23 protein-coding genes are annotated in these 18,652 nt (G+C 47.6%); 20 read left to right on the top strand and 3 right to left on the bottom strand.

Translation table 11 applies throughout. The annotated features are described in order from the left end of the window. From KNO78_RS05485 to gcvPB, 7 genes are all read left to right on the top strand, one after another. Positions 1-417, top strand: a complete 417-nt coding sequence (locus KNO78_RS05485) for a hypothetical protein (protein ID WP_074036689.1) — start codon at positions 1-3, stop codon at positions 415-417. Beyond that, positions 381-680, top strand: a complete 300-nt coding sequence (locus KNO78_RS05480; RefSeq protein WP_143180238.1) for a hypothetical protein — start codon at positions 381-383, stop codon at positions 678-680. The genes KNO78_RS05485 and KNO78_RS05480 overlap by 37 nt, the downstream gene beginning before the upstream one ends. Beyond that, positions 673-1,161: a shikimate kinase gene (locus KNO78_RS05475; protein WP_214690763.1), complete on the top strand. Its 489-nt coding sequence runs from the start codon at positions 673-675 to the stop codon at positions 1,159-1,161. Before KNO78_RS05480 ends, KNO78_RS05475 begins: the two co-directional genes overlap by 8 nt. Then, positions 1,158-1,496, top strand: a complete 339-nt coding sequence (locus KNO78_RS05470) for a hypothetical protein (RefSeq protein WP_074036691.1) — start codon at positions 1,158-1,160, stop codon at positions 1,494-1,496. The genes KNO78_RS05475 and KNO78_RS05470 overlap by 4 nt, the downstream gene beginning before the upstream one ends. A gap of 148 nt (positions 1,497-1,644) precedes the next feature. Next, positions 1,645-2,721: a glycine cleavage system aminomethyltransferase GcvT gene (gene gcvT / locus KNO78_RS05465; RefSeq protein WP_214690764.1), complete on the top strand. Its 1,077-nt coding sequence runs from the start codon at positions 1,645-1,647 to the stop codon at positions 2,719-2,721. Between the two features lie 25 nt (positions 2,722-2,746). Further along, a complete protein-coding gene (gene gcvPA, locus KNO78_RS05460) occupies positions 2,747-4,084 on the top strand; it encodes an aminomethyl-transferring glycine dehydrogenase subunit GcvPA (protein WP_214691266.1) in 1,338 nt (445 codons plus the stop codon). After that, on the top strand, positions 4,084-5,559 hold the full coding sequence (gene gcvPB, locus KNO78_RS05455; RefSeq protein WP_196430853.1) for an aminomethyl-transferring glycine dehydrogenase subunit GcvPB: 1,476 nt from the start codon (positions 4,084-4,086) through the stop codon (positions 5,557-5,559). The genes gcvPA and gcvPB overlap by 1 nt, the downstream gene beginning before the upstream one ends. Before the next feature lie 41 nt (positions 5,560-5,600). On the opposite strand, the gene KNO78_RS05450 is transcribed toward gcvPB, so the two are convergent. Continuing rightward, entirely contained in the window at positions 5,601-5,981 is a 381-nt protein-coding gene (locus KNO78_RS05450; RefSeq protein ID WP_012726584.1) for a rhodanese-like domain-containing protein, read from the bottom strand. A gap of 163 nt (positions 5,982-6,144) precedes the next feature. Between KNO78_RS05450 and mntR the strand changes: the two genes are divergently transcribed. Continuing rightward, positions 6,145-6,573: a transcriptional regulator MntR gene (mntR, locus tag KNO78_RS05445; protein WP_159562467.1), complete on the top strand. Its 429-nt coding sequence runs from the start codon at positions 6,145-6,147 to the stop codon at positions 6,571-6,573. A 174-nt stretch (positions 6,574-6,747) separates the two neighbouring features. Further along, positions 6,748-7,275, top strand: a complete 528-nt coding sequence (hpt, locus tag KNO78_RS05440; protein WP_159562466.1) for a hypoxanthine phosphoribosyltransferase — start codon at positions 6,748-6,750, stop codon at positions 7,273-7,275. Positions 7,276-7,298: 23 nt separating this feature from the next. Here hpt and KNO78_RS05435 read toward each other — a convergent pair whose 3' ends face one another. Both KNO78_RS05435 and KNO78_RS05430 read right to left on the bottom strand, forming a co-directional pair. Then, positions 7,299-7,709 (bottom strand): SA1362 family protein, encoded by a 411-nt coding sequence (locus KNO78_RS05435; RefSeq protein WP_159562465.1) that lies wholly within the window; start codon positions 7,707-7,709, stop codon positions 7,299-7,301. A 14-nt stretch (positions 7,710-7,723) separates the two neighbouring features. Then, entirely contained in the window at positions 7,724-8,665 is a 942-nt protein-coding gene (locus tag KNO78_RS05430) for a DUF1385 domain-containing protein (protein WP_214690765.1), read from the bottom strand. A gap of 141 nt (positions 8,666-8,806) precedes the next feature. Here KNO78_RS05430 and aroQ point away from each other — a divergent pair, with 141 nt between their 5' ends. The 11 genes from aroQ to dxs all read left to right on the top strand — a co-directional run bounded on the left by aroQ (position 8,807) and on the right by dxs (position 18,650). Then, positions 8,807-9,244 carry a type II 3-dehydroquinate dehydratase gene (gene aroQ, locus KNO78_RS05425; protein WP_374193975.1) on the top strand — a complete coding sequence of 146 codons (438 nt, stop codon included), beginning with the start codon at positions 8,807-8,809 and terminating at the stop codon, positions 9,242-9,244. Then, positions 9,240-10,307 carry a M24 family metallopeptidase gene (locus KNO78_RS05420; protein WP_214691267.1) on the top strand — a complete coding sequence of 356 codons (1,068 nt, stop codon included), beginning with the start codon at positions 9,240-9,242 and terminating at the stop codon, positions 10,305-10,307. The genes aroQ and KNO78_RS05420 overlap by 5 nt, the downstream gene beginning before the upstream one ends. A gap of 29 nt (positions 10,308-10,336) precedes the next feature. Beyond that, positions 10,337-10,903: an elongation factor P gene (efp, locus tag KNO78_RS05415; RefSeq protein ID WP_012726577.1), complete on the top strand. Its 567-nt coding sequence runs from the start codon at positions 10,337-10,339 to the stop codon at positions 10,901-10,903. 117 nt (positions 10,904-11,020) lie between these two features. Next, positions 11,021-11,470, top strand: coding sequence for an acetyl-CoA carboxylase biotin carboxyl carrier protein (gene accB, locus KNO78_RS05410; RefSeq protein ID WP_012726576.1), 450 nt, complete (start codon positions 11,021-11,023; stop codon positions 11,468-11,470). 7 nt (positions 11,471-11,477) lie between these two features. Then, positions 11,478-12,821 (top strand): acetyl-CoA carboxylase biotin carboxylase subunit, encoded by a 1,344-nt coding sequence (accC, locus tag KNO78_RS05405; protein WP_214690767.1) that lies wholly within the window; start codon positions 11,478-11,480, stop codon positions 12,819-12,821. A 112-nt stretch (positions 12,822-12,933) separates the two neighbouring features. Next, positions 12,934-13,320 (top strand): transcription antitermination factor NusB, encoded by a 387-nt coding sequence (gene nusB / locus KNO78_RS05400; RefSeq protein WP_078147109.1) that lies wholly within the window; start codon positions 12,934-12,936, stop codon positions 13,318-13,320. 64 nt (positions 13,321-13,384) lie between these two features. Continuing rightward, a complete protein-coding gene (gene folD / locus KNO78_RS05395; RefSeq protein ID WP_214690768.1) occupies positions 13,385-14,221 on the top strand; it encodes a bifunctional methylenetetrahydrofolate dehydrogenase/methenyltetrahydrofolate cyclohydrolase FolD in 837 nt (278 codons plus the stop codon). Beyond that, positions 14,214-15,560: an exodeoxyribonuclease VII large subunit gene (gene xseA / locus KNO78_RS05390; RefSeq protein ID WP_214690769.1), complete on the top strand. Its 1,347-nt coding sequence runs from the start codon at positions 14,214-14,216 to the stop codon at positions 15,558-15,560. The genes folD and xseA overlap by 8 nt, the downstream gene beginning before the upstream one ends. Then, positions 15,535-15,759, top strand: a complete 225-nt coding sequence (xseB, locus tag KNO78_RS05385; RefSeq protein ID WP_012726571.1) for an exodeoxyribonuclease VII small subunit — start codon at positions 15,535-15,537, stop codon at positions 15,757-15,759. The genes xseA and xseB overlap by 26 nt, the downstream gene beginning before the upstream one ends. Continuing rightward, positions 15,756-16,634, top strand: coding sequence for a polyprenyl synthetase family protein (locus KNO78_RS05380; RefSeq protein ID WP_214690770.1), 879 nt, complete (start codon positions 15,756-15,758; stop codon positions 16,632-16,634). Before xseB ends, KNO78_RS05380 begins: the two co-directional genes overlap by 4 nt. 123 nt (positions 16,635-16,757) lie before the next feature. Further along, positions 16,758-18,650 carry a 1-deoxy-D-xylulose-5-phosphate synthase gene (gene dxs, locus KNO78_RS05375; RefSeq protein WP_196431845.1) on the top strand — a complete coding sequence of 631 codons (1,893 nt, stop codon included), beginning with the start codon at positions 16,758-16,760 and terminating at the stop codon, positions 18,648-18,650. Positions 18,651-18,652 lie beyond the last annotated feature (2 nt).

Raw genomic sequence — 18,652 nt, 5'->3', positions numbered from 1 at the left:
ATGATTGAAATGACGTTCGTTTTGCTGATCCTTCCCATGTTTCTTTTTCTTTTAGTGGAACTGCTCACGCTCGGTCAACATCTTTATGAACAGCCTAAATGGAATCATCATACGACACCTCAACTGATTGTGCGCCGTCTGATGGATAGCGAGAACTGTCGTGTTGACGAAGGACGGTTACGGGGTGATTTCGTCAAATCGGATGAGGAGCGATGGTCATGGACGATCAAACAAGTAAATGGCAATTTGGTTATGGTCGGAGATGGAGGAGGAAACTTACTCTTTTTAAGAGGAATCGACCAGTATCATGTCGAAACGGTCGGAAAGGGATTTCGAATCTCATGGAAAGATTCATCGTTCAGAAGAGAGCGGCATGTCATGTGCATGAAGCAGGCTTCTTTCTCGTCATCACCTTGACCATTGTTGTTTGGTTACTCGGCGCCGCGTTATTTTGGTATACTGATGTGGAACGAACGACGAGGCGACTGTCAGAGGAAATCTTAGCGATTCGTTTTGAATCGCATTTGTTACTGGCGAAGGAGCGTTGCGCTGAACGACCGTTAACGTTGCATAAACCGACGGGAACTCTGACGTGTCGTCCGATTGCACCTAATCGTACTGAAGTGGACATTGTGTTAACATCCGGCGAACGGCATAAAGAGGTGATGGTTTATGAATGATAACCCGTTTTATATCGTGGGGTTTATGGGTACAGGTAAATCTACCTTATTCTCGTTTCTAAAAGAATATGGGGAGGTCATCGATCTTGATTTAGTCATTGAGTCCATGACTGGAATGGAGATCGCTACATATTTTGACCGCTATGGTGAGTCTGCGTTTCGTGATGTTGAATCAACAGTACTGCAACAAGTCACTGCTGACTATATCCTGACAGGTGGCGGAGTGGTGGAGCGCTCTGAAAATATACGTTGGATGCGAGAACGTGGTACGATGATCCATTTAAATCTTCCGTTCGACATGTGTTGGGAACGAATCAAAGATTCTGCACGACCACTTGTTAAAAAAGGACGGGAGGATGTTCAGACGTTGTTTCAACGACGCGATCGATTATATCGAACAGCGAGTGTATCCATCGATGCATCTCAACCGCCTGAAGACATCGCCAAGCAAATCATCCGTATAAAGGGGGAAAAAGTATGATCTGGATTAATTTCGCCATCATCGTATTTTCATTAATCGGACTTGGGATATACGGTTATCTCTTGTTCAAAAACAAGATGAAACCAGAATTTGGTCGTTTGAATCGTCTGACGGAACGTTTTAAAATTCGGGCAGACGTGATTGGTCAACAGGTCAATGAAATCAAGGGACACGTAGATGCGGTCAATCGATCTGTTACTCAAATAAAAGAGTTTGGGATCAATGCGAAGAATGAATCGATTGAATTAAAGCAAGCTGCCGTTGAGCTAACCCATGAAATCAAACGGACAGCTGGAATTGAACGTTCTGACGTTTCCACCGAGTCGAAAATATGAAATAATGAGGATGAAAACGTTTTCGTTTTTCATCCTTTTTCTTTTTCGCCTTTTTACCTATGCAGAAGGAATAAAAATTGTTAAAGTGGAATGGAAAACGAAAGATTTCAAAAACAAAAGCATTTTATGTTCGGGATTGGGGGATATTATGGAAAAGCTTACTTTGAAACGTACGCCTTTGTTCGAATTAATCGAACCGAAGGCGAAGATGGTTGATTTTGCGGGATTTGAAATGCCGATTATGTTCTCTTCGATTAAAGAAGAGCATTTGGCTGTACGTCAAAACGTGGGGATGTTTGATGTATCTCACATGGGAGAAATTCGAATCGAAGGGCCGGACGCGCTTGAGCAAGTTCAAAACTTGGTGACGAATGATATCTCGAAGATTAAAGTTGGTCAAGCCCAGTATAATCTTCTCTGTCTCAAAGACGGCGGTGTGGTGGACGATTTGCTTGTCTATCGATTAGATGAGGACGCTTATTGGCTCGTCGTCAATGCTTCAAATATTGAAAAGGATGAAGCGCACATTCGTCGACACGTTAAGGGAGACGTGGTTGTGACAAATGAATCTGATGAGTATGGTCAGATTGCGATTCAAGGACCGAATGCACAATCTGTTCTTCAAAGCATCACAAATGTTGCACTCGACGAAATCGGGTTCTTCAAATTCATGAACGGTGACGTGGCGGGTGTGCCATCGATCATCTCTAGAAGTGGGTATACTGGGGAAGATGGCTTCGAGATTTATGCTCGAGCAGAAGCAATTTCTGCCATCTGGGAAGCGCTTGAAGCCGAGGGTGTTACCCCATGTGGGCTGGGCGCACGCGATACATTACGTTTCGAAGCGTGCTTGCCGCTTTACGGTCATGAATTGGATGAGTCGATCACACCATTCGAAGCGAATCTCAACTTTGCCGTCAAGCTAGATACTGACTTTGTTGGTAAGGAAGCACTCGTCACTCAAAAAGAAAACATTCCGAATCGATTGATTGGATTGAGATTGTTAGGTCGTGGGATTGCCCGTCAAGGGGCGCAAGTCGAATTGGATGGGAATGTAATCGGCGTTGTCACGACCGGTACGATACCTCCGACTGTAAATGAATCAATCGCATGGGCACGAGTCGATGCACGTTACAAAGATGAAGAGCGTTTTGTCATCGACATCCGTGGCAAAAAGATTGAAGCCGAACGCGTACCGACACCTTTCTATAAACGAACGAAATGATACAGGGGGATTCAGAATGAACAGAATGGAATTTCGTTATTTACCGATGACCGAACAAGATGAACGAGACATGTTAAAGACAATCGGCGTCGATTCAATCGAAGCGCTTCTTTCAGATATTCCAGAAACACTTCGCGAACAAGCATCATTAGCGGCAATCGGGGCTCCGCTTCCGGAAGTTGATCTCGTTCGTCATATGACGAAGTTAGCTGATAAAAACAAACATACGAAATCATACCCGAGCTTCCTTGGAGCAGGGATGTATGACCATCTTTCGCCGAGTGTGATGAACCACATGCTTTTGCGTTCTGAATTCTATACGGCGTATACGCCATATCAACCTGAGATTTCACAAGGTGAACTTCAGGCGATGTTCGAATTCCAAACAATGATTTGTGAATTGACAGGGATGGACGTCGCGAACTCTTCGATGTACGACGGAATCACTGCTCTCGCTGAGGCGACTTACCTAGCGAGCGCGCAGACGAAGAAAAAACGTGTCGTCGTCTCCGGTGCAGTGCATCCTGAAGCGAAGGATGTAATCCGTACGTATGCTGACGGACCAGGTCTATCCGTTGATTACACAGATGTGGAGAACGGGGTGACGGATGTATCTGACCTCGATTTGACGGATGCGTCGTGTCTTGTCGTACAATATCCAAACTTCTACGGTCGTATTGAGGACTTAGAAAAATTAGCAGAATTGGCTCATGAAGCCGGCGCGCTATTCGTCGTTTCGAGCAACCCGCTCGCCCTCGGGATTCTTGAGTCACCAGGAGCACTCGGTGCGGACATCACGGTCGGAGATGCACAGCCATTCGGTATTCCGCAAAGTTTTGGTGGACCGTCATGTGGATACTTCGCGGTCAAAAAATCTTTGATGCGTAAACTACCGGGCCGACTAGTCGGTCAAACGGTCGATGAGGACGGCAAACGCGGATTCGTGTTGACGCTTCAGGCGCGGGAACAGCACATTCGCCGTGATAAAGCGACATCCAATATCTGTTCAAACCAAGCACTTAATGCATTGGCTGCTTCAATCACGATGTCCGCTCTAGGGAAATACGGAATTCGTGATATGGCTGTTCGGAATATTCAAACCGCTCATTATATGAAAGAAGCGTTAAAAGCTGCAGGATTCAACATCGTGGACGAAGGACCAATGTTCAATGAGTTCGTCGTGGATTTTGGACGTGATGCAGAAGAAGTATCGCGCCATCTACTCGAGCGCGGCATGATCGGTGGGCTACCGCTTGGTACGTATGAAGGGGAGCGTCAGACACAAATGTTGGTTTGCGCGACGGAATTGCGCACGAAAGCAGAGATTGATCAGTTTGTCGAAGTGGTTGGGGGGATGAAATAATGCAACACGAGCAAACGCTAATTTTTGAAGTATCACGTGAAGGACGAACTGGATATAATTTGCCGACACCGACTGTCCCGGAGGTTGACCTTGAGACGTTGTTACCGGCTACGATGATTCGGAAAGAGGCGGCGGAACTTCCAGAAGTGTCTGAACTTGATGTCGTTCGCCATTACACGTCTCTGTCTACTCGAAACCATGGGGTCGATTCAGGCTTCTATCCGCTCGGTTCGTGTACGATGAAATATAATCCGAAAGTGAACGAAGATATGGCTCGTCTTCCTGGATTTGCACATATTCACCCGTTGCAACCGGTTGAGACGATTCAAGGTGCGCTCGAACTCATGGTGGACTTACAGGAGCAACTCGCTGAAATCACGGGGATGGACGAAGTCACACTCCAACCAGCGGCAGGTGCCCATGGGGAATGGACGGGGCTTATGTTGATTAAAGCGTTCCATGAGCGTAATGGGGATACGGCTCGTACGAAAGTACTCGTACCAGATTCGGCGCACGGGACAAACCCGGCGTCCGCAGTCGTTGCTGGATTCGAGACGGTGACCGTCAAGTCGGATGAGCGCGGTCTCGTCGATTTGGATGATTTGAAGTCAAAAGTTGGAGCGGATACGGCTGCTCTCATGCTGACAAACCCGAATACGCTTGGATTATTTGAAGCGGATATCCTTGAAATCTCAAAAGTCGTTCATGAAGCTGGCGGGAAGCTGTATTATGATGGCGCGAACTCAAACGCGATTCTTGGAATCGCACGTCCTGGGGACATGGGCTTTGACGTCGTCCACTTGAACTTGCATAAGACGTTCACAGGGCCTCACGGCGGCGGAGGTCCAGGCTCAGGTCCAGTCGGGGTGAAGCGTGACTTGATTCCATTCTTACCGACTCCAATTGTGACGAAAACAGATGATGGATATGGTCTCGATTACGACCGACCACATTCAATCGGGCGAATCAAACCATTCTATGGAAACTTCGGGATCAACGTTCGAGCGTACAGCTATATTAAGACAATGGGCGCAGAAGGATTGACGCGGGTATCCCGTGAAGCGGTCCTCAACGCCAACTATATGTTTGCGCGACTAAAAGATGCGTTCGACGTGCCATATGATACGTATTGCAAACACGAATTTGTCTTGTCAGGGAAGCGTCAAAAAGCCCTTGGTGTTCGTACACTCGATATCGCTAAACGCCTTCTTGACTTCGGTTACCACCCACCGACAATCTATTTCCCATTAAATGTCGAGGAATGTATCATGGTGGAACCGACAGAGACAGAATCAAAAGAAACGCTCGATGCGTTCTGTGATGCGATGCTCCAAATTGCCAGAGAGGCGGAAGAGAATCCGGAAATCGTTCAGACTGCTCCTCATACGACGGTCGTTAAACGGATGGACGAGACACTCGCTGCCCGTAAACCGGTCTTGAAATATGAGCGTCGTGAGGCGTCATCTGTAAAATAAAGAAAGGGCGAGTCGATGATTGTATCGACCCGCCCGTTTTTTTATGCTTTTTTAATCTTGCCCTTCCAGTTCTTGAAGCCGCCTTCGAGCATGTAGATATTGTTGTATCCGTTCTTCATGAGGAGTTTAGCCGCCTGGTTTGAACGTGAACTACCTTGACAGTAAATTAAAATCGGTTGATCTTTACGCAGTTCTTTCATGCGTAGTTTCATTTGGCCGACCGGGATATTCCGGGCACCAACGATATGTCCACCTTTGTATTCGTTCGGTTCACGCACGTCAATTAACTGACCTTTACGGAGTGAGGCACGGAATTCTTCTTGTTTCATTTTTTTCAACCCGCGAGCTGGCATGAAACGCCATACGATGTAGGCGATCAAGGCAACCCATAGGAGGATGACGAGGATTGTTTCGAGTCCCATAGATGTTCTTCCCTTCTCTTTCAAAGTTACCATATCTCATTATAATGAAATTAAGGTCATGAGACAATGATTGACTCAATCAATCGGGGCTTTCCCTTTCGATTTCATTCTAATTAGGATAAAATAAGGAATGGAAACCGGAACATTAGGGGAGGTCGTGCCCATGCCGACGCCGAGTATGGAAGATTATTTAGAACGTATTTATTTATTGATGTCAGAGAAAGGCTATGCGCGTGTATCTGATATTGCGGAACATTTAGGGGTCCATCCCTCCTCTGTCACCAAAATGGTTCAAAAGTTGGACCGTGAAGAATATCTTGTGTATGAAAAGTATCGTGGTCTCATGCTTACAAAAAAGGGTCAAAAAGTAGGGAAGCGATTGGTCGAGCGTCATGCGATGCTCGAGTCTTTTTTACGTCTAATCGGAGTAGATGAAGCAGATGTGTACGAGGATGTCGAGGGTATCGAACACCATCTCAGTTCGAACACGCTCGACTGCATGACACAGTTTGTGGAATTTTTTGAAGATAAGCCTGAACTCATGAATCAATTTAGAGAATTTCGGGAACAAGAACGAGCTTCAGAAGAATAATATGTGAAAAGCATCAATCTAACTCGATTGATGCTTTTTATTTTGCTCAATATCGCTAAAATACGAACGAAACATTCATATTTATCTTAGAATGTATATTTTTTAGTCGTCATTATGTTAAGATGAATCGTGGATTGAATAGATAGGGGGTGACGGCGAACATTCGCCGGATAAATGGAGATTCAAATTAAAGGAAAACTGTTTGATGAACAGCAGATTCAAAAACGTGTGAAAGAATTGGCTGAAGAGATTGAGAACGATGCAGAGGGGATACCGATTGTGATCGTCGCCGTATTAAAAGGCTCGATGGTCTTTGCGGCAGACTTGATGCGATACATGAAAGGGAGCGTTCAGCTCGATACGGTCGCGACGTCTTCTTACGGGAAAAAGTCGGTCTCGAGTGGGAGTGTGCAACTTCGAAAGGACTTGGATTTAGATGTGGAAGGAAAGTATGTTGTCATTATCGAGGACATCATCGACACGGGACAGACGTTGAAATTCTTATGTAAACATATGGAGCTCCATCAACCGAAACAGTTGAAAATTTGTACGCTTCTCGATAAGCCGGCGCGTCGACTCGTTCAGTTGGACGCAGACTATGTCGGATTCGAGATTCCTGATGAGTTCGTCATCGGGTATGGAATCGATTACGCGGAGCAATATCGGAATCTGCCATATATCGGATATGTAGAAACAACATAAAAAGGAGCGCCGTGGCGCTCCTTTTACATGTTTGCTTTCTTTTTCTTCTTCCCTTTTTTACCTTCAATCACTGTTAGGTGTGGAGGATTGCTACGATGTACGGTTGAACGTTTAGATAACTTGGTGACGTTCGAACCAGGTTTCTTCCCTTTCCGGTTTTTAGCGGAAGCGGAAGGTTTGACTTGAGGACCACGACTTCCCTGCATTCGTTTTTTTGAGGCTTGCGCGGTTTTACGATAGCGTGCATCTTCTGCAGACATGCGTGGTGCCATGAAGACGCGATAGATCACATAAAAGACTAACCCGAATATCCCGATGAACAACAATTGTCTAAACAGGCGACCTGGATCGGTGGCAAGCATATGCCCGACCCCGATGAAGCCAAGGATAAACACGATTGTTGCAGCGATCGAACCGACTCTTTGTCTGATCATGGTGCTTCCTCCTCTTATCCCTCTCTATGAATGACCGATTCTCCTAACTCTTTTCGTTCCCATGTCTCAAATGCTTCAATCGCGACTTGAATCTGCTCATCATTTGGCTCTCGTGTCGTCAATAATTGGAGCGACAGGCCCGGTTTGCCAAGGAATGACAGAAAGCGATGGTCGCGGAAACGATTGGTAAACTGCAGGACTTCAAATGAGATTCCGATGACGACCGGCAATAGCGCGATTCGGCTGATGAGTCGCAACCAGAGCGGATCGATTGGCACAATCATGTAAACGCCAATCCCGACGAAGACGGTGAATAAAATGAAGCTTGAGCCACAGCGATAATGCAATCGCGAGCTTTGGCGTACTTGTTCAACCGTGACCGGACGCCCGGACTCATAGCAATTGATGACTTTATGCTCAGCGCCGTGATATTGGAAGACACGCTTAATGAGTGGCGTCAATGATATCAAGTAAAGGTAGCTGAGTAACAATACTAATTTTATTCCCCCTTCAAGGAGGTTTTGAATCACATGTCCGGAAAATAAAGGTACGTCTTGAAACATGGCCGCGAGAAGTGCTGGCGTCACATTGAAAATCAATTTACCAAAAACGTACGAGATGACACCGACGATTGCGATGAAGGCAATCATCCATATGCTCTGTTTTTGGTCTTCGTTCGTGTTCGTATCTTCACTTGGATCGACATCATATCGATCGCTCGCAAAGTTCATATGTGCAGAACCGTTCTTTAACGATTCATACAGCGCGACAATCCCTCTCAAGAAAGGTACTTTTTTTAAAGATTGGACCCAAGGGACAAGAATACGCGCTTGCTCGAATGTTTCAATCGAGCCATCTTTTCGCCGGATGGCAGATGCGCTTTCAGAGCGGCCTTGAAACATGACGCCTTCCACGAGCGCCTGTCCCCCGACTGGGATGGTTGGTTTGGAATTCATTCACTTTCCTCGATTCTTCAAATGTTGTACTTGAATTATACCGTGATTTGTAAAAAAAACGAAAGGGCAGAAGGCTCGATTCACGTTCTTTCGATAAATTTGTTACAATAGATGAGACTTGACGAACGAGGGGGAAGAAGGTTGCGGATTTTAGTTTTAAATGGACCGAATTTAAATCTACTGGGTCGTCGTGAACCGAATGTATATGGCGAGGTGTCGTTGAAAGGTTTGGCGGCAGAACTGATGCTGCGCGCTCCAGAAGACGTCGAACTCACCTTTAAACAATCGAATCATGAGGGAGATTTAATTGATGCGCTACATGACGCTTTTGATTATGAGGGTGTCATATTGAATGCAGGTGCCTATACGCATACATCAATCGCGATCCGGGATGCCATATCCGCTATCGCTGCCCCAGTCGTTGAAGTACATATCTCGAACGTGCATGCACGCGAGGCTTTTCGGCATGAGTCGAAACTTGCTGCCGTCTGTATCGGTGTCATTACCGGTTTTGGACTCACGAGCTATACGTTAGCGCTGCATGCACTAATCGAACATTGGAGGAATCGACATGATTGAACGCGTAAACAAACTGCAAGCACAGTTAGGAAAAAACGAGATTGATGCATTACTCGTCACAAAACGTGAGAATATCCGCTACTTATCTGGTTTCACCGGGTCGAGCGGTGTCATCGTCATCACGTCGAATTCGGCAAGTTTCATCACGGACTTCCGTTACACGGAACAAGCGAACGATCAAGTAAAAGGGTACGACATCATTGAGCTTGATACATCACTCATCAAGTCGGTAGCAGATGTCGTGTCCCGTGAATCCATCAAGCGCCTTGGCATCGAGCAGGATGCGATGACAGTGGGGCAATATCGTGCCTATGAAAAAGATGTCGACGCTCAACTTATTGAGACGTCTGGAATCGTAGAAAAACTGCGCTTGATTAAGGATGAATCAGAGATTAAGATTATGAAGGAAGCTGCGGCAATCGCTGATGCGGCGTACACCCATATCCAGACGTTCATTCGTCCTGGTCGTACCGAGAGAGAAGTCGCGAACGAACTCGAAATGTTCATGCGTTCAAAAGGTGCTGACTCGTCATCGTTCGACATGATTGTCGCCTCGGGTCTCCGTTCGGCGCTACCACACGGTGTGGCAAGTGATAAAGTCATCGAATCTGGAGAATTGGTTACGCTTGATTTCGGTGCTTACTATAAAGGGTACTGCTCAGATATCACGCGTACGCTTGCAATCGGTCCGATTTCGGATGAGTTGCGTCAAATCTACGATACGGTACTTCGTGCCCAACTTGCTGGTGTAGAAGGCACACGTGCCGGAATCACTGGCATTGAAGCGGATGCATTGACACGCGATATTATTAAAGAAGCTGGATATGGCGAGTACTTCGGCCACTCGACAGGACATGGTCTTGGAATGGAAGTGCATGAGGCCCCAGGATTATCGTTCCGTTCGGAAACGGTGCTCGAACCTGGTATGGTCGTAACGATCGAGCCGGGTATTTACATCAACGGTGTCGGTGGTTGCCGGATTGAAGACGATGTCGTCATCACAGAAGACGGATGCTACCGTCTGACACAGTCGCCAAAAGAGTTAATTACGATCGAGGCATAAGCTTCATCTGAATTTAGGAGGAAATCAATATGGTATCAGTTAACGATTTAAAAACAGGATTGACGGTCAAAACGTCTGACGGTTCGATTTGGCAAGTCATCGAGTTCCAACACGTAAAACCGGGTAAAGGAGCGGCATTCGTTCGTACGAAAATGCGTAACTTGCGTAACGGTGCAATCCAAGAAACGACGTTCCGTGGTGGAGAAAAAATCGAACGCGCACACATCGAGCGTAAACGCATGCAATATCTTTATCCAATGGGCGACACGTATGTCTTCATGGACAATGAATCATACGAGCAACTTGAATTGACAAGCGCTCAAGTCAAATCAGCACTTCCATATTTGCTTGAGAACATGGAAGTCAGCATCGCGGACTACGAAGGGGAGATTCTTGGAATCGAGCTTCCAACGAGCGTTGTCTTGACAATCGTCGAAGCAGACCCAGGCGTAAAAGGTGACACGGCATCGAACGTGAAGAAAAACGCGACAGTGGAAACAGGACATGTCATTCAAGTGCCACTTTTCATCGAACCAGGTGAAAAAGTGACAGTCGATACACGTACTGGAGAGTTCATGGGTCGTTATAACGGTTAATCCTTACGAGTGCTCATTCGAATGAATGGGCGCTCTTTTTTTCTCGTTGCATTCATTGGTCTGACCAGTTATAGTGAAGGAGAGATTAGTACCAGGTATAAACAGGGGGTAAGAAAGATGCAAATCGATCAAATTAAAGAGCTTATTCAATTATTGGACCAATCATCAGTCCATGAAATGGAGCTTGAAACATCTGATTTCAAACTGTCATTAAAGAAAGAAGCGCAACAAACAGTGAGCGCGCCTATCATGCAGACACAAGCATTCGCACCGCCTGCGCCTGCTCCTCAAGTAAATGAACAAACAGAAGAACCGACGCAAGAAAAGGCGTCTTATCGTACTATCACCTCTCCGATGGTTGGAACGTTCTATTCACGTCCGGCCCCGGATAAAGAAGCGTTCGTGAACGTCGGCGATCGTGTCGAGTCAGGACAAATCGTTTGTATTCTAGAGGCGATGAAACTGTTTAACGATGTCGAAGCGGAAATCAGTGGCGAAATCGTAGAGGTGTTAGTCGCCGATGGCGATCTCGTCGAATTCGGTCAACCGCTCTTCAGCGTGAAGTGAGGTCGTTATGAAATTATTAATTGCTAACCGCGGGGAAATCGCGGTTCGAATCATACGTGCAGCAAAAGAATTGAATATTCCGACGGTCGCTGTCTTCTCTGAGGCAGATCGTGAAGCGTTACATGTTCATTTGGCTGACGAGGCTTATTGCATCGGTCCGAATCCATCGAAGGACTCCTATTTGAATATCCCAAATATTTTATCAGTCGCCTGCGCCGTGGATGCGACGATGGTACATCCGGGTTACGGCTTTTTGGCTGAAAATGCCGAGTTCGCTGAGATGTGCGAGGCGTGTGGAATTCAATTTGTCGGCCCAAGCAGCTATGCGATTCGCAAAATGGGAATCAAGGATGAAGCCAAACGAACGATGATCGAGTCAGGGGTTCCTGTCGTTCCAGGTTCAAGTGGTGTCGTCACAGACGAAGAAGCGATGGAACTCGCGCGTGAGATGGGCTATCCGGTCATCATCAAGGCGACAGCCGGCGGTGGAGGACGTGGCATTCGCGTCGCTCGAGACGAGAACGAACTCGTTTCAGGATTGGTCGCGACACGTAAAGAAGCGAAGCAGGCGTTCGGGAATGGTGACGTGTATCTCGAAAAGTTCATCGAGTCGTTCCGTCACGTCGAAGTGCAGGTTCTTGCCGACCAATTCGGTAACGTCATTCACTTAGGTGAACGTGATTGTACAATCCAACGTCGCATGCAAAAACTAGTTGAAGAGGCGCCGTCACCTGCGATTGATGAAACGACACGTCAATTGATGGGGGATGCTGCCGTCAAAGCGGCAAAAGCCATTCAGTACTCGGGAGCGGGAACAATCGAGTTCATTTACGTTCCAGAATCAAACGAGTTTTATTTCATGGAGATGAATACCCGGATCCAAGTCGAGCATCCCGTCACCGAGATGATCACAGGATTCGATCTCGTTCAAGCGCAGCTTGAAGTGGCGCTCGGACATCCGCTTGCCATCTCACAAGAGGACATTACGTTCTCAGGACATTCCATCGAATGTCGAATCAACGCGGAGGACCCATTTATGGACTTCCGTCCGATGGCAGGGAAGATTGACCAATATATCGTTCCAGGCGGTATGGGTGTCCGTGTCGATAGCGGACTCTATGCAGGAGCGATGATCCCGCCGTTCTATGACTCGATGGTAGCGAAGTTGATTGTTCATGCACCAACGCGTGATGAGGCCATTCTGAAAATGTTGCGTGCTTTGGATGAGTTTACGGTTTCGGGAATTAAAACGACGATTCCGTTTCATCAACAAGTCATGGCACATGAGCAGTTCCGCATCGGTACGTTCGATACGAAATTCGTTGAAAAAGAAATGTCATTGGCAAAATAACATGAACCAGGAAGCCCGAACATTATTTCGGTTTCCTGGTTTTTTGTACTGAATTTATGAGTGCTTTATGCTAAACTATCACAATGAAAGCATGTAAAAGGAGAGTAACTGAATGAAACGTCATGAAGCACGAGAGAAAGCGATTCAAACGCTTTTTCAAATCGAAGTATCTAAATTAGAGGTGGACGAAGCAATCGAGTTCGCATTGGATGGAGAAGAGTCTGATCCGTTTTACGAACAACTCGTCACAGGGACGCTAGAACATATTGAAGATATCGATGCGTTACTAGTTGAAAACTTGAAAAACTGGCGGTTAGATCGCCTCGGAAACGTCGAGCGTACGATTCTTCGAATGGCAACGTTCGAATTGTTATACGTCGAGACGATTCCAGAAAACGTCACCATCAACGAAGCGGTCGAACTCGCGAAATCGTTCGCGGACGAAGAAGCCGGCAAACTCGTGAATGGCGTACTCGGTAACATCATTAAAGAAGACTAAAAAAATAGAGATAAGACACCAGACCAACTACAGAAAAACCTAAAGACAACGGGGGATGAGAGAGATGGCAGTAGTGATCGACGGGAAACAAGTGGCAGCATCATATCGAGAAACGTTAAAAGAACGTGTGGCAGCACTTCGCGCACGTGGCATCGTACCGAAACTGAAAGTCGTGTTGATTGGGGATGACCCAGCAAGTCATAGCTATGTACGCGGGAAGGAACGGGCGGCAGAAGAAATCGGAATCGATTCACAAGTCCTCCGTTTTGATGAGACGATTAGCGAGAAGGAATTGCTTGACTTGATTGACTTGATGAATGCGGATGAAGAAGTTCACGGGATTCTCGTGCAACTCCCTCTGCCGAAACACATCGACGAATCACGAGTCATCATGCGCATCTCCCCAGAAAAGGACGTCGATGGCTTTCATCCTGAGAATGTTGGGAAGATGATGCTCGGACTTGATACGCTACTCCCGTGCACGCCGCACGGCATCTTGCATCTCGCAAAAACACAGACCGAGATCGCCGGAAAGCACGTTGTCGTCGTCGGTCGTAGTCAGATTGTCGGTAAACCGGTAGGCATTTTGTTCTTGAATGAATCAGCAACGGTCACATATTGTCATTCAAAAACAGCTGACCTCGGTGAGATGACACGCCAAGCGGACATTTTGATTGTCGCTGTCGGACGCGCTGGTTTAGTCACAGCAGACATGGTCAAACCAGGCGCGCTTGTCATCGATGTCGGAGTCAATCGGGTCGAAGGTCGTCTAGTCGGTGACGTGGACTATGAAGCTGTTAAGGAGAAGGCGAGTGCCATCACCCCTGTTCCGGGTGGTGTCGGTCCGATGACCATCACGATGCTCATGCATAATACGGTCGAGGTTGCATCACGTGGCTAATCCACTTCCGGTTTCTGAAGTTGTTCGATATGTGAAGCGACAACTTGATGATGATGTATTGCTTCGACAAGTCGCGGTCATCGGTGAAATCTCAAATTTCAAACGTTATTCATCCGGTCATTGTTATTTCACGTTGAAAGATGACGCGTCTCGGATGAAAGCTGTCATGTTTTCTCGCGATGCCAAACAACTTCAATTCGAACCGAAAGATGGAATGAAAGTCATCGCCGTCTCAAAGGTGACGATGTATGAGGCTACGGGAGATGTCCAACTATATGTCGAATTGATGCGACAAGACGGAATCGGTCTATTGTTTGAGCGATATGAGGCGAGAAAGCGTGAATTAGAGGAGATGGGATGGTTCGACGAGGAGCGGAAGCACCCGCTCCCGACGTTTCCAGAGCGCGTTGGAATCGTGACGTCTCCAAAAGGTGCAGCGCTACACGATATCGCAACCACACTTCGACGTCGTGCGCCACATGTGGCGATTACGTTCGCCCCTGTTGCTGTACAGGGCGAAATGGCGGCTCCACAAGTTGCTTCTGCCATTCGCTGGATGAACGAACGCACCGATTGTGATGTACTCATTGTCGGTCGCGGTGGTGGTTCTATCGAGGAGCTTTGGGCATTTAATGAAGATGTTGTGGTGGAGGCAATCTATGCGTCCACGATTCCCATCATTTCTGCTGTCGGTCACGAGACAGACTTTACGCTTTCGGATTTCGTTGCCGATGTTCGGGCTGCGACTCCGACAGCGGCGGCTGAACTCGCTACCGCGATGATTGATGCGCAGCGAAAAGATGTAGAACGTTTGGATAACCATCTGCACAAAGCCGTCAGAGACCAATTGGATGATTCGCGAACCCGTGTGGAACGGATGATCAATAGCTATGGATTAAAATCACCGAGGTACACGATATCTCAGAAACGGGAACGATTCGCCCAGTCGGAAATCCGTCTCGAGCAAGGGATGAGGCGACATCTCACCCAAGCCACTCATCAGCTCCGTCAGTTGTCACAGCAGCTAGATGTAAAACGATTTTCAAAAACGTTGTCCAAGCAAGGGGGAGAAGTCAATCATATGGTCGAGCGACTCCGTCGAACGAAGCCATTAGAACAAGCAACGCTTCAATTTGCACAACAGGTTGGACGATTGCATGCAGTCAGTCCACTCGCCGTCTTGTCACGTGGATATACGTTCATCGAACAAGATGGGATCTATGTGCAGAACGTGAAACAATTACGCGATGGTGATGTCTCGATTCGTTTTCGGGATGGTCATGCAATCGCTGAGGTGAAGGAGAGGATTGTCGGTGACGAAGAAAGAACAGACATTTGAGGCGGCGCTCGAGCGCCTCGAACAGATCGTCGCGCAACTCGAGAGCGGTGATGTCCCATTAGAGGAAGCGATGACCCTATATGAGGAAGGTGTCCGCTTGTCTGCATTGTGCCAGACAAAACTCTCTGCCGCCGAGAAAAAAATGGATGAAATTTTAGAACTTGATGGGACGCTTCGTGAAAAAGGAGGATCCGCATGAACCGTACCGATGACTTGAACAAGTGGAAACGGACCGTCGAACTGGCGATGCAGGAACTCATTGAGTCGAGTGAGATGCCGAAACGATTACGAGACGCAATGACGTATTCTTTAGAGGCTGGCGGGAAACGCATTCGTCCTGCTCTCGTCTATGCCGTCCTTGAAACGTATAGCATGTCACTCGAGCGAGGACGAGAGGTGGCGGCGAGTTTAGAGATGGTTCATACATACTCACTCATCCATGATGATTTGCCGGCCATGGATGATGACGATCTTCGTCGTGGACGACCGACCAATCATCGTCAGTTTGATGAAGCGACCGCTATTTTGGCTGGGGACGCCTTATTGACGGACGCATTCCGTATTCTCACACAGATGCCACTCCCTGCGCTAGATGTCGTCGAGATTATTCGTATTTTCGGATTGGCGGCCGGTAGCTCAGGTATGGTCGGTGGCCAGTTGGATGATATGCTGGCTGAAAAGCGGAACGACGTCACACTTGAAGAGCTCAAATCCATTCATGAACGGAAGACAGGTGCGCTACTCGTCTATGCACTTGAAGCCGGTGCGATTTTGGCGGGCGCATCGGTGGAAGATCGGATGCACCTCAAACAGTTCGGACGTCATCTTGGCATCGCTTTTCAGATTCAAGACGATATCCTCGATGTCGTCGGAGATGAACAAACAATCGGAAAACGCGTCGGCTCAGATGAATTGAATGACAAGACGACTTATCCGAAGCTTCTCGGCTTAGAGGGAGCGAAGCAAGCTCTTGAGCAAGAAGTGGGAGCGGCACACGCTGCAATTGAATCACTTTCAGTTCCAGCGCCGTTGCTTCTTGAGATGCTATCATTTGTAGTGAAACGAAATCATTGACCTCGGTGACACGATGAGCACATCGTGTCACCTTTGTTTTGGGGAATGTGTGGCATATGCCGTCACATTCTTGTAAAATGTAAGGTACGAATCAGTAAAATGTGAGGAGAAAGGATGGTCATTATGGACTTGACATCCATTCAAGACCCGTCGTTCCTGAAACGGATGTCTGTATCAGAGCTCGAATCGCTCGGTTCAGACATTAGACGATTCTTGATTGAAAAATTGGCAGTGACGGGAGGGCATTTGGCGCCAAACTTGGGAGTTGTAGAGTTGACGCTTGCCTTGCACCGTGTATTTGACAGTCCGAAAGACCAACTCGTATGGGACGTCGGTCATCAAGCATACGTTCATAAAATTTTGACAGGACGTACGAACCAGTTTGATACTCTCCGACAATACAATGGGTTATGTGGTTTCCCGAAACGTTGTGAGAGCGAGCATGATGTGTGGGAAACAGGGCACAGTTCGACTTCCCTCTCTGCAGCCATGGGGATTGCGATTGCGAATGAATTGAAAGGGCGCGCCAACGATCGTGCCATCGCCATCATCGGGGACGGTGCTTTGACTGGGGGGATGGCACTTGAAGCCCTCAATCACATCGGTGCCGAGAAACAGAACGTGATTGTCATTCTAAATGATAACGAGATGTCGATTGCGCCGAACGTAGGAGCGATGCATAATATGCTTGGTCGTATCCGGGCATCGCGCAAGTTGAAGCATGCTCGAGAAGAAATGGAGTCACTCATCAAACACATCCCGCTCGTCGGGAGTTCACTTGAACGGAGCGGGGAACGGGTGAAGGACCTCTTAAAATCTGCTCTCATTCCGGGAACGTTCTTTGAAGAACTTGGCTTCACTTACTTTGGACCTACAGATGGGCATGATTTGAAAGACTTGCTCGAAACGCTTGAGTACGCGAAGAAAATCGACGGTCCGGTTCTCGTCCACGTCATTACGAAAAAAGGGAAGGGATATCGTCCGGCTGAATTGGACGGTGTCGGAACATGGCACGGTCTTGGACCTTATAAAATTGAATCCGGTGAAGTCATCAAAGGCAAACCGAAAGGACCGAGCTATTCGAAAGTCGTCGCGGAGACGATCACGAAAGTGGCGGAGTCAGACGAACGGGTGACGTTGATCACACCAGCGATGAGTGTCGGTTCGAAACTCGATTGCTTTACGAAGAAATTCCCGGAGCGTATGTTTGATGTCGGAATTGCCGAGCAACATGCGGTCACCCTCGCTGGGGGACAGGCGACGCAAGGGTTGAAACCGGTCGTCTCGATTTATTCGACCTTCTTCCAACGCGCGTATGATCAACTAGTCCATGACATTTGTCGTCAAAACTTGAACGTCGTGTTCACGATTGACCGATCTGGACTTGTCGGAGCGGATGGAGAGACGCACCAAGGTGTGTTCGATATCGCCTTCATGCGTCACGTGCCAAACATTCGAATTTTGATGGCGAAAGATGAAGAAGAATTACAACAACTCGTCTATTCTGCACTCCGTTACGATGGTGGACCGATTGCGATTCGTTTCCCGCGTGGTGAAGGGATCGGTGTTCCGATGAGTGAGACGCTTCAAGAAATTTCACTCGATGATTGGGAAGTCGAGGCAGAAGGGACAGATGTCGCTATCTTGACGTTCGGTCCCCAAGTGCAAGACGCCCTCGAAGTCCGAGCACTATTAGAAGGTAAGCTCAGTGTGCGCGTCATTAACTGTCGTAGCATCAAGCCGCTCGATGATGCGATGCTGACTTCACTTTATGCAGAGGGGATTCCGCTCGTGACATTAGAAGAGGCTGCTCTCGCCGGTGGCTTTGGAAGTAGCGTGCTTGAACACGCGAATGAAGCCGGAGCGTTTCCACGGATTCAACGTCTCGGTATTCCGGATCGATATATCGAGCATGGCGGTGTCAACCAGCTCCTAGAAGAGATTGGACTGCGACCTGCCCAAATGGCGGAATCGATTGAACGGTTCGTCATGGAGACAAATCGACAGAATGTGTGAGG

It is taken from the genome of Exiguobacterium sp. s132, from assembly GCF_018617235.1.
Classification (GTDB): Bacteria; Bacillota; Bacilli; order Exiguobacteriales; family Exiguobacteriaceae; genus Exiguobacterium; species Exiguobacterium profundum.
The sequence above is the reverse complement of the archived record's forward strand: the minus strand, read 5'-3'. Positions and strand labels throughout refer to the sequence as shown.

Coding starts and splice junctions, on each gene's coding strand:
- dxs (WP_196431845.1), top strand. CDS start 16,758: ATGGACTTGACATCCATTCAAGACCCGTCGTTCCTGAAACGGATGTCT.
- accC (WP_214690767.1), top strand. CDS start 11,478: ATGAAATTATTAATTGCTAACCGCGGGGAAATCGCGGTTCGAATCATA.
- gcvT (WP_214690764.1), top strand. CDS start 1,645: ATGGAAAAGCTTACTTTGAAACGTACGCCTTTGTTCGAATTAATCGAA.
- efp (WP_012726577.1), top strand. CDS start 10,337: ATGGTATCAGTTAACGATTTAAAAACAGGATTGACGGTCAAAACGTCT.
- KNO78_RS05435 (WP_159562465.1), bottom strand. CDS start 7,709: ATGATCAGACAAAGAGTCGGTTCGATCGCTGCAACAATCGTGTTTATC.
- accB (WP_012726576.1), top strand. CDS start 11,021: ATGCAAATCGATCAAATTAAAGAGCTTATTCAATTATTGGACCAATCA.
- mntR (WP_159562467.1), top strand. CDS start 6,145: ATGCCGACGCCGAGTATGGAAGATTATTTAGAACGTATTTATTTATTG.
- KNO78_RS05470 (WP_074036691.1), top strand. CDS start 1,158: ATGATCTGGATTAATTTCGCCATCATCGTATTTTCATTAATCGGACTT.
- gcvPA (WP_214691266.1), top strand. CDS start 2,747: ATGGAATTTCGTTATTTACCGATGACCGAACAAGATGAACGAGACATG.
- folD (WP_214690768.1), top strand. CDS start 13,385: ATGGCAGTAGTGATCGACGGGAAACAAGTGGCAGCATCATATCGAGAA.
- nusB (WP_078147109.1), top strand. CDS start 12,934: ATGAAACGTCATGAAGCACGAGAGAAAGCGATTCAAACGCTTTTTCAA.
- KNO78_RS05485 (WP_074036689.1), top strand. CDS start 1: ATGATTGAAATGACGTTCGTTTTGCTGATCCTTCCCATGTTTCTTTTT.
- KNO78_RS05380 (WP_214690770.1), top strand. CDS start 15,756: ATGAACCGTACCGATGACTTGAACAAGTGGAAACGGACCGTCGAACTG.
- KNO78_RS05430 (WP_214690765.1), bottom strand. CDS start 8,665: ATGAATTCCAAACCAACCATCCCAGTCGGGGGACAGGCGCTCGTGGAA.
- KNO78_RS05450 (WP_012726584.1), bottom strand. CDS start 5,981: ATGGGACTCGAAACAATCCTCGTCATCCTCCTATGGGTTGCCTTGATC.
- hpt (WP_159562466.1), top strand. CDS start 6,748: ATGGAGATTCAAATTAAAGGAAAACTGTTTGATGAACAGCAGATTCAA.
- gcvPB (WP_196430853.1), top strand. CDS start 4,084: ATGCAACACGAGCAAACGCTAATTTTTGAAGTATCACGTGAAGGACGA.
- KNO78_RS05475 (WP_214690763.1), top strand. CDS start 673: ATGAATGATAACCCGTTTTATATCGTGGGGTTTATGGGTACAGGTAAA.